Consider the following 9,451-nt stretch of genomic DNA (forward strand, 5'->3'; position numbering starts at 1 on the left):
TAAAATCATATGACAACTTTTTTGGCTATAAAGTTCTTTATCAGGACAACGGTCTAGGCTGCAAACAGCATATCTGTTGTATAAAAATATCTTGAAAACTGCTGTTCACCAACTTCATCTAGTGATAACTTTGTGTCTTTTATATCTGCTACTATTTCTTTCACTGCATTCCGAATCTCGTGTCTACTTCCATAATTAAGAGCAAAATTCAGTTGAGGACCATCATTGTGCCGTGTGCGGTCAATTGCATATTGAACAGTATCACGTGTGTAATCTGGGGGAAATTCCATGTCACCAATTATCTTAATGAGTACATTATTTGAAATAAGTTCTAGTAGATAAATGTCAAGAAACTCTTTGGGAAGCTTCAATATAAACTCTACCTCGGTTTTTGGACGTTTCCAGTTTTCTGTAGAAAACGCATAAATCCTCAGAACCTTCACCCAAAATATACCACAGATAGATCTAGTAATTTCAATTATTATTAACCATTATTAAACCCTAAGAATCAAGCATGGCTATATAGGTTTTCGAGAAAGTTTATTATATTTATAGAACCTTGAATTAAAACTTATTCCACTAATTAACATTTCGTTAAATATAATCGAAATATAATTATAATGGCATTAAATAGGTAAAATAGATGTAACAATTAAAATCAAACATAAAGTTAATATTGTTATGAGCGCCTTCTACTACACTATTGGTATTGTAAAGAATTCACAAACTAAATCAGATTTATAAAAAGCTTTGTCGGTATAACTAATAACGATAGATATCTTTATACTTTGATAAAAGCGTAGTTGATATAGAGCATTATAGGAATGTTTATAAAGGAGTATAGTACCAAGAACCTTTTTTCAGCTGAATTTGCACTACTCTTTATTGAAGTGAATTATTTGCTGAAGATTTTAGTTTCGAGCCACTATTAATAAATTGATTGGTTTGACACGTAAATTTTTCTAACCTGCTTAATGAATGTATTATAACGGGTATAGTTGGATAAAATTCGATTAGAGAAAGTTATGATCACGGTGTGTAGAACGTTATTTAACTTACTCTACCCAAAAGGAAAAGGAGTAATTTACAATGGACTTATTCAAAGTTATGTTTTGGATAAATTGCATAGCCATTAGTCTTAATCTAACAGTAACCTACATAGTGATAGTGAATCTTATTTTCCTCCAAGCTAATCACCCATATACTATTGTTGCTCTTGTTATTGGGTACGGAGTGATGATTAAACATAACTTTGTTTTTCATGAGTTGTGGGAAAAATGGTTTGGAAAAAGGAAGTGAAGAAAAATTAAAAATGTGACATTTATCCTTTGTAAAAGTGCTTGTGATAAAAATAAAGAAGTACAAGAGTAGGAGCGGAAGAGCTATGACTAGTTATGTCGTTATTGGCTTCGATGTTAGGGGTCATATTGCTGTCGGTAAAGCATTTGAAGACATTGATGAAGCAAACATATACCTCAAGTATTTAAATAAAAAAATGGTCGGAAAAATGGTTGGTAGTGAAAACCGCCACCTAGAATATGCCGAGCTATTTGAGATGGATTATGTAACTAAGAAATAGCTTTAATGTATAAAACAAAACTCTTAACCCTAGACAAAAGTGTATAAGAAAGTTGAATAATGAATCATCCATTAAAAGAAAGTGGTGTTTTTCAAAGTGGAATTGCCTCACTTAATACATCTTGTTTTATACTCGGATGAATAGAGTTTTCTGTTACAATATCGACACTTATCCTAAGTAAGTCTTCAACCTCATGTTTAAAACTAATAAGATCAAATAGACTTCTTCCCTGTTCTATCTCCACAATCAAATCAAGATCACTGTTGGGACCATCTTCAAATCTCGCTACCGATCCAAAAACCCGTACATTATGTATACTGTACTTAGAAGCCGTTTCTAAAATTAAATCACGATTTTCTTTGAGAACATTATATAACATATTGCACCTCTTTCATTAACCGCCATTAACATAATTCCTAAAATCTATAGTCCAATAATAATTTCTATGTTTATTTATTTGAACTATAACTTTTTGAGGATCTTTATCTAGCAACCGCTTCCTAGTTCACATTAACTTATGCGCTAATAACCCTTCACAAGCTCTTTAAGATATATTGGATTTCACCGCACATTCTTTGCTAAGCTGCGGCTAAAACGAATCTAGCCTCCCTCTATAAATTTAATGCTCCAAAGAATATTTTGTTTTAAAGCTGGTTTAACATCATCTAAAATGACTAGATCTATCGGCTTTTGAAAATGATCTTCAAGGTTAATTTTTAAGTCCATATAATTATCAAAAGATAAACCATATTGGTTAAATTCTACTATCACATCAATGTCACTAGATTCTGTTTGTTGTTCACGGCTGTATGAACCGAAAATACCAATCTGCTTAACACCATATTTTTTCTTCCATGCATTTAAGTTTTTTGACAATTCATCAAGGATATCTTGTTTAGATAACATATTATCAACACCATTTTCGATATTATTTATTTCAATTATTATGTAATATTTCCGGACCCCAATATTTAGTGTTATAAATGCTTATACATTCTATTTCTCTCTGTAAACTGAATAGCTGAAATCAATATAATCTTCTGGTTTGGATTTTTGATTTGCTTGATTTTTCCAACCATATCGTTGATAATCTCTTCCTCCATCAATAAATATTAAACCACAACTACAATTTACGAAATCATAGGTGTGTTTTGACTCGATAATATCATTACATTTTTTACAACGTACTTTATTTACTAATACTTTTTTCATAATATCACCCCATTCATTATTCTAAACACTTTGATATTTAAGTTCGAATTAAACACTTAATAAAATTTGTTGAACTAGATGCCCTATATAATTATATCTTATTAATCTATTGCTAATTTATAAATTAAATGTATTTTCTTTTCTGTTTAGTATCACTAATTAAATGCCAATTATATAGACTACCATTTAAAAATACTTATATCATTAAGACAAGTTTTATTAATATATTTACACACTAAACACACAAGTTAAGAACAAATGTTGAATCATATAGTGCGATGCTATGTGTATGTTATATGAGTATAATATAATAAAACATAGGCAATAATGTGTAATGATTAAATCGTTAATCAATTGTCTTATGAAATGAAAGCAGCCGATATTGTAAAAATAGAGGTTGCTTTATTTTGTATATTAAACGCTATCAATATATTAAATTTTCAATTGGAAATAATGCTCCTAACCCAAATATGATAATTGACAGACGCAGTTTTAATATTACTTACAATAGATTAATCACAGATTAATTAAACTAAATGGAGGGATAATGTGAAGAATTTACAATTTGAGGATATTCATCAGCTATTTGAAGTTGATGATTTTGAGGTTTTACACGTCGAAGAAATCGCTAAACTAACAAGGATGCATGTAGAGAGTGTTAGACGTTGGTGTCGTACTGGGAAATTACCTTCTTATCAATTTGGTGGGAAATATATAGTAACTGGGTCAGATTTTAAAGCTTTTATGAAACGCTCCAAAGTAAAACCTAAATGGGAGCAGATTATCAAAAAGGATTTTAACTAGTGAATAATATAGTATTGTCTTTTTTAAAAGAATACAATATTCCTTACAAAATAAATAGAAGCGATAACAGCATTTCATACCCATGCTTTTATTGTTATGAAGAAACAAATATCTCTATGATTAGGACAAAATGGAAATGTCATAATTGTAATCAAAATGGAACTCTGGTACATTTAATTGAATTTATTAAGGGCAATAACTTTTCTACAATAGAGAAAATAAAGCAAGTTAAAATTTATAACGAAAAGCAGGAAATTGGGGATATAAAAAAATTACTAGCAAAAATTAACGATGAAAAGGTTGCTTTAGAATTAGAAGAAAGGCTATTTAAATTACTAGAAAGAAGGGAAAAAAAGCGAGTTCTTTAAAGAGACTTCGCTTTTTTTGTACTATTATGATACATTCGTTTTAAGAAAAGAGTTAGATTGACACATCTAACTTTATATCTACCAGTTGGAGCGTGTATTGGAAGTTTACCACTACGGATCCACCGTCTTACAGTTTCTGGTGACACACCTACCATCTCAGCAATCATTGGCACTGATAATAAAGCGTCATCATGGATATAACTTAATTCCTCAAATATACTTGGTTCTTTACACATATTATCCTCCAAATTCTACTTTTAAATACTATAACAGCCCTTTGGCGATATTTTAATAGAACGGAAGATATATTGAACGAAAATTAATAAAATACAAAGAGCTAGGTGCTTAACCTAACTCTTGAGTGGAAATATCTTTTAAGTACATTTGAATTTTTTCTTTTTCTTTATTTAGTCTTACTATTTCTTTTCTCCATTCTTCAAATTTACTTTTGCTATTTGGGGGATGTTTAATTTTTTTAAGTCTACTATCAATAAATTGTAATTGTTTCACCAAGGCATTATTAGAATCTGACTTTTCCTCTTGGTTACTTAGTTGCTGTTTTTGCAATAATTCTTCATATTTTTCTTTTTCTTCAACACTATCAATATTTATGGTAAATTCTTTTTCCAAATTTCTAAATCCCTTCTCCACTTCCCATAAGATAAGATCTCTTTTATCCCACGGAAAGCCGACTACATATTCAAGCACACCGTAATAAGCATCAGACGGAATATCATCAGTGTACCAATCACTACCAGTTTTAGCTTGATTAAGTGTATCTTTTTTTAGATTTTCATCCTCACCTTTATGCCGCATATGATGTTGTCTTGCCTTTTCTAGTTTTGACCTTAGTTCCTTATTAGGTATAACATGGAATGCCTCTACAAACAGATTATTCATAGAATGTCTACTTGCCTTTTTCACGAAATCCCTAGCTTGTTCTTTTTTTAAGAAATCTAATTGCTCTCTAAGACGAACAATATATTGATTGCTGATACTATTATATTTCTTTTCCGGTATATAAATAAAAGGTCTAAAAAACCAACCAAGTCCTCTTGAGTTAGATTCCCCTTGATGGTTATAAACCCAAATTAAATATTTATTTATCAAATCTACTGCGTAGGGAGAAATGGGTGTACCAAAAATTTTGTGTGATCCCATCAGTTTTTGCTTTGACATTTCCTTTGGGAATCTAAGAACGGCCCAACCTCGTTCGTTAACTCGTAATAAGCCTTTTTCATCTAGATCGAAATGCTCAATTCTTAGATTTAATAGTTCCTCCGGGCGGAGACCAGCAATACAACTTATTAACCACATAGTTGCATATTTCAACGGATCTTGTGAACGTGGGTCCGTCAATAGTAAATAATAAATATCGATAATTTGTTCTCTTGTCAAAAAGGACTTAATTTTCCTTTTCGGCAGATCTTCGACGTTTTCGACATCTTCAACTTCCTCGTTCCTAACAGGAAAGAGGTTTAAAAAATCCTCAAACTGCAATTCAAGCGTGTTAAATGAAAGGTAATCCTCGATAGTTTTCATATCTTTTTTCTTTTCCTTTAGTAGAAAATATAAAAATGGCCTTATATTATGAAAGAGCGTCTGCCTAGAACTTGGTTTAAATTCTTTTTTAATCGCATCATAGTCATCAACATTAAGCGTATAAATATCAAAGTTGACAGGCGGTATTATTTCTTCGTTATTAATTTCCATACGATGCACAGCTATTTTATAAAGCGTACTCGAAAGCCAACTTCTTATTACCTTTAATTGTTTTTCTGGATTTTTTATTTTCTTATTAGTGAAGAAACTATTGTACGATATCCCTCTTCCAGCTTTTCTGTACTCAATATATTTGTTAATAACTTTTTTAAGATCATCATGTAGCAAAGAAAGGAACTTCACTTGCATTAGTGATCGTTCAGCTATTTTCTCATCAATCTGATTCCTGTTTTGCTGAAGTGCATAGATTACTTTATCCTCTTCATAGAAGTCTTGGTATTCACTCAAACCAGTATCCAAAGGAGATTCAGTTCTATTTATTTTTTTTCTATAACGTGGTTCCACTCCTGCGTTCTCAACAGCTTTTTTCAATGTTTTAACATCCGCCTTCAATTCTAAGGCTAGCTCATTAAGCATTTTATATTCACTAACATTTTGAAGTAAATCTATAACTTCTAACGTTGATTCTTCTTTGTAGTATTTAATTCCGCTGACAGTTTTAACTGGTTCTACACCTTGACTTTTTAAATACCTTCTTATTTTATTTCCATCTAAATCGTATTTCCTTCCCAATTCTCTAGTGGTTATATATTGTTCTAACTCTTTTAAATCTATCTTTAGCTCACTCAGGATTTTTTCAACTTCCTTTCTACTGAAATATTTAATTTTCCCAACTGCGTAACATGGATGAATATTATTATCTTTAATTGCCTTTCTAACTTGATATTCTTCAAGGTTAAAATTTTCACTTAATTTTTTTATATCACTTGTTTGATCTACAACAGCAGCAACTTCTTTTATCCTATAATACTCGACTCCATCTTTTTCTATTATTGAGGAAATAGAGCCATATGCAATAATTTCATAAAAATGATTTTTCCCAATTCTTAATAAATTACAAATCTGATAAATACTTTTAATTTGCTCACTTCTTTGGATTTCATTAAATCTCTTATAATTCTCTATCTCATTCCTTATATCCTCTGGCAAGTAATATTGGATTACTTCTCTTTTATCAAAATATCGTGGAAGAATGTTATTCGATTCAAGTGTGGATTCAATCTTTGAACGAGACACTTGAAATACCTCACAAAGTTGTCCAATGGTTTTATATCTTTTAAATTCACTTACTAATTCACTTACCTCTTTAAAATTATAATATTTACAATTTCCTCTTTCATATACAGGTGTTACAGAATGATAGTCTAATAATGAAATCAATGTTCGTGAACCGATATCTAAGATCTTGGTTGTTTCAGTGAGAGTTTTGTAATTATTTAAAAGCTCAAGAGCGTTCTTTACTCTTTCAGGAACATAGTATTTTATTCCCCCTTCTGTCACATAAAAGGGTTGAATCTCGTGTAAATCAATTGCCAATTGAATTGTTCTTTTACCTTTTCCTAATTTATCAATCAAGGCATTAACTGTACTGCAACTATTATACGTTATAATAATTTCATCTAATTCAGTAGTCTCAAAGTATCTATAATTATTTTTTACCTTTGTCGGATTTAAATTGATATATTTTACAATGCTTTGTAATAAATCTCTATCAAATCGCCTATTTTTACAGTATGCTGTGATAGTAGACAATGGCATAAATTAACCTCCTTAAAAATCAATTTAACCCAAAACACACAAACTAATACATATTTTATATCCTCTACCTTCCTAGAGATTATGTTTCTTGTAGCCTCTTGTGTGTTTTGTGTTAATATATCTTTTTAGTTTAAATTAGAAATATTATATCTGATTTTCTTTAATATTCTAATGCTTACTTTTGATGTTTTTCGACAGTGGAAATTTAAAAAGAAAAGGAGAGTCGATTTCAGTTCACCAATCAAATTGTTACGATGGGATATTGAGGATAAAACGATTAATTGTTGATGAAAATATTGATATAATAACTGATGGTATTTACTATAGTTAGTAATTCGAGCTTAATGTCCTTACGTCTATTCATGGTGGAATTGAAAAAAGGTAAGAGTAGAAGGTTATTGATCATCTAATCCTAGAATGGAAAATAGAAAAAGGATTACCTAAACATCTCTTAGTTCTAGTAATCCTTCAACCTATCGTTCTTCCATATTCCTAAATTAGTTCTAACTATATTTGAATTTTTTTCTTTATATTCTTTCCATATATAACCGTAAGCTTCGCCTGTTTCGCCATTACAACATCTAGATATTCCAGACTTATAGTTCTTTTGTTCTTATCAATTTTTGTAAATAACGATTTGCTTCACCTATAGAATTAAATTTTTGTAATACTTGTTTGCTAGTTGCTAGTTGCTAGTTGTACAACAGGTGCTATTACTGGTGTGTTATCATGTTCGTATCTCTACTGGGAATCATATGCAATTGTTAATAAATCATTACAAGCCCTAAAAATTCACAATTTACTGTTTTGCATTAATATGACCACATTCGGTATCAGGTTGGTGACCTTTACTATTTATCAATCTTCAACAAAAGGATTTTTCTCTTTAAACTCTATGTACCGTTTTAGGGCAAGGATATAATGACCTTTTGATTTTTCAAATTCCTTTTCAATGGCTTCTTCCATACTAGGAGTTACTTGAAATTCTCCTTTATAAATTCCTCTATCAACTATTCCATTAAAACGGGTTACATAATCACGAGCTGATTTTTCACCTATTTTATATTCCAGCATTAGAAATTCTTTAAATTCCATCTCATTCTCCTTTTATTCTTATTTTTCTCTTTAACTAACCACCAATCTTCACAATTTGTCTCGAAGTAAATAGTTAATACAATAATCATTGATTTTTACTTATCTTTATCTGAGAGCAATTTATCTATTTTTTCTTCTATTCTATCTAATCTCTTATTTCTTTTGTTAAACTTTACAAAAAACGATACTATTCCTACAACCAAAGCAATCAAAATTAAGAAAAAAATCAGTTGAAAAATCATGTCTCCTACTCTTAATCCACCCACTGTTGATAATACGAACACAAGTTATTTCCCCTTCCTTCTAAACTGTCCGTTAACGCAATCATTCATTTAACTGAGTTTCTTGATTTTCTATAATCTCTTCTTCTCAAATTCGATAATAACCAAACTTTCACTTACATCGGTTGCACATTTTTTTATGAAATCTTTTAATTGCTTTTCCATTTTAAAGTAATCCAACATCATCACTATGAAATCGGTTAATAAATGAGCTAACATTTGATCACTACGAAGTATTCTTTGTTCATCTTCACTTAATTCAAAGGACTTTATATTTATAATCGTTTGGGACATCAAATCTCTCGCATGAGCTGAACGTGAAATTTCATCATAAGAATAGAAATAAAAAGGATACATAAGTGGAAATTCCTTGCTTAATTTATAATATGAATCGAATTTTCTGCCACTCAATCCAAACCAATTTTTAGCCTGATAATTAGTAAAGCCTTCTTTCATTTCATTATTACTTCTTTCTACAATATTTCCTTCTTCCGAAAATATCCTTTTCATATCACTTACATATCTAGATGAAAAAAGTTTACTATCAGTTAATGCCTTATCAGTGATTAGCTGTTTACCCTTCTTAATTACCTTATTTTCCATAAAAACTTCATACATATCTGCTTTTATGTTTCTTTCTTCTTCTCTATATATTAAATATTTATATTGTAACGAGATCTCAAAAATAGTTCTGATAAACAGCAATCTTTCTTCCTTATATTCTTGTAAAGCATCACTTTATTCCATCCAAAACAGACCTATTCTAATCAAATTCCTCCAGATGATTACTG

At 30.1% G+C, this 9,451-nt stretch carries 12 protein-coding genes; 3 read left to right on the plus strand and 9 right to left on the minus strand.

Translation table 11 applies throughout. The features are described from left to right. Positions 1 to 53 precede the first annotated feature (53 nt). A complete protein-coding gene (locus tag AC6HVZ_RS19185; RefSeq protein ID WP_497559751.1) occupies positions 54 to 485 on the minus strand; it encodes an undecaprenyl diphosphate synthase family protein in 432 nt (143 codons plus the stop codon). A gap of 899 nt (positions 486 to 1,384) precedes the next feature. On the opposite strand from AC6HVZ_RS19185, the gene AC6HVZ_RS19190 reads away from it, so the two are divergent. Continuing rightward, entirely contained in the window at positions 1,385 to 1,579 is a 195-nt protein-coding gene (locus tag AC6HVZ_RS19190; RefSeq protein WP_497559740.1) for a hypothetical protein, read from the plus strand. A gap of 91 nt (positions 1,580 to 1,670) precedes the next feature. On the opposite strand, the gene AC6HVZ_RS19195 is transcribed toward AC6HVZ_RS19190, so the two are convergent. The 3 genes from AC6HVZ_RS19195 to AC6HVZ_RS19205 form a co-directional block, all read right to left on the minus strand. Further along, a complete protein-coding gene (locus AC6HVZ_RS19195) occupies positions 1,671 to 1,958 on the minus strand; it encodes a nucleotidyltransferase family protein (protein ID WP_497559741.1) in 288 nt (95 codons plus the stop codon). A 221-nt stretch (positions 1,959 to 2,179) separates the two neighbouring features. After that, complete coding sequence (locus tag AC6HVZ_RS19200) at positions 2,180 to 2,485, minus strand: nucleotidyltransferase family protein (protein WP_497559742.1); 306 nt, start codon at positions 2,483 to 2,485, stop codon at positions 2,180 to 2,182. Positions 2,486 to 2,575: 90 nt separating this feature from the next. Beyond that, positions 2,576 to 2,791 (minus strand): DUF7695 domain-containing protein, encoded by a 216-nt coding sequence (locus AC6HVZ_RS19205; RefSeq protein WP_497559743.1) that lies wholly within the window; start codon positions 2,789 to 2,791, stop codon positions 2,576 to 2,578. 549 nt (positions 2,792 to 3,340) lie between these two features. Here AC6HVZ_RS19205 and AC6HVZ_RS19210 point away from each other — a divergent pair. Then, positions 3,341 to 3,595 carry a helix-turn-helix domain-containing protein gene (locus tag AC6HVZ_RS19210; RefSeq protein WP_497559744.1) on the plus strand — a complete coding sequence of 85 codons (255 nt, stop codon included), beginning with the start codon at positions 3,341 to 3,343 and terminating at the stop codon, positions 3,593 to 3,595. Continuing rightward, positions 3,595 to 3,963 (plus strand): hypothetical protein, encoded by a 369-nt coding sequence (locus tag AC6HVZ_RS19215; protein WP_497559745.1) that lies wholly within the window; start codon positions 3,595 to 3,597, stop codon positions 3,961 to 3,963. Before AC6HVZ_RS19210 ends, AC6HVZ_RS19215 begins: the two co-directional genes overlap by 1 nt. Here AC6HVZ_RS19215 and AC6HVZ_RS19220 read toward each other — a convergent pair. The 5 genes from AC6HVZ_RS19220 to AC6HVZ_RS19240 all read right to left on the minus strand — a co-directional run bounded on the left by AC6HVZ_RS19220 (position 3,960) and on the right by AC6HVZ_RS19240 (position 9,365). Continuing rightward, a complete protein-coding gene (locus AC6HVZ_RS19220; RefSeq protein ID WP_497559746.1) occupies positions 3,960 to 4,199 on the minus strand; it encodes a helix-turn-helix domain-containing protein in 240 nt (79 codons plus the stop codon). The two genes, AC6HVZ_RS19215 and AC6HVZ_RS19220, sit on opposite strands and share 4 nt — an antisense overlap. A gap of 109 nt (positions 4,200 to 4,308) precedes the next feature. Next, positions 4,309 to 7,284 (minus strand): site-specific integrase, encoded by a 2,976-nt coding sequence (locus AC6HVZ_RS19225; protein WP_497559747.1) that lies wholly within the window; start codon positions 7,282 to 7,284, stop codon positions 4,309 to 4,311. Positions 7,285 to 8,142: 858 nt separating this feature from the next. Continuing rightward, positions 8,143 to 8,379, minus strand: coding sequence for a hypothetical protein (locus AC6HVZ_RS19230; protein ID WP_497559748.1), 237 nt, complete (start codon positions 8,377 to 8,379; stop codon positions 8,143 to 8,145). Positions 8,380 to 8,474: 95 nt separating this feature from the next. Then, complete coding sequence (locus AC6HVZ_RS19235) at positions 8,475 to 8,663, minus strand: hypothetical protein (protein WP_497559749.1); 189 nt, start codon at positions 8,661 to 8,663, stop codon at positions 8,475 to 8,477. Positions 8,664 to 8,732: 69 nt separating this feature from the next. Beyond that, a complete protein-coding gene (locus tag AC6HVZ_RS19240) occupies positions 8,733 to 9,365 on the minus strand; it encodes a hypothetical protein (protein WP_497559750.1) in 633 nt (210 codons plus the stop codon). Between the last annotated feature and the right edge of the window lie 86 nt (positions 9,366 to 9,451).

It is taken from the genome of Oceanobacillus sp. NCCP-135, assembly GCF_059698015.1.

Bases quoted from the DNA above. Each gene is read 5' to 3' on its own strand.
- AC6HVZ_RS19190 (WP_497559740.1), top strand. From the start codon at position 1,385: ATGACTAGTTATGTCGTTATTGGCTTCGATGTTAGGGGTCATATTGCT.
- AC6HVZ_RS19195 (WP_497559741.1), bottom strand. From the start codon at position 1,958: ATGTTATATAATGTTCTCAAAGAAAATCGTGATTTAATTTTAGAAACG.
- AC6HVZ_RS19200 (WP_497559742.1), bottom strand. From the start codon at position 2,485: ATGTTATCTAAACAAGATATCCTTGATGAATTGTCAAAAAACTTAAAT.
- AC6HVZ_RS19205 (WP_497559743.1), bottom strand. From the start codon at position 2,791: ATGAAAAAAGTATTAGTAAATAAAGTACGTTGTAAAAAATGTAATGAT.
- AC6HVZ_RS19220 (WP_497559746.1), bottom strand. From the start codon at position 4,199: ATGTGTAAAGAACCAAGTATATTTGAGGAATTAAGTTATATCCATGAT.
- AC6HVZ_RS19225 (WP_497559747.1), bottom strand. From the start codon at position 7,284: ATGCCATTGTCTACTATCACAGCATACTGTAAAAATAGGCGATTTGAT.
- AC6HVZ_RS19230 (WP_497559748.1), bottom strand. From the start codon at position 8,379: ATGGAATTTAAAGAATTTCTAATGCTGGAATATAAAATAGGTGAAAAA.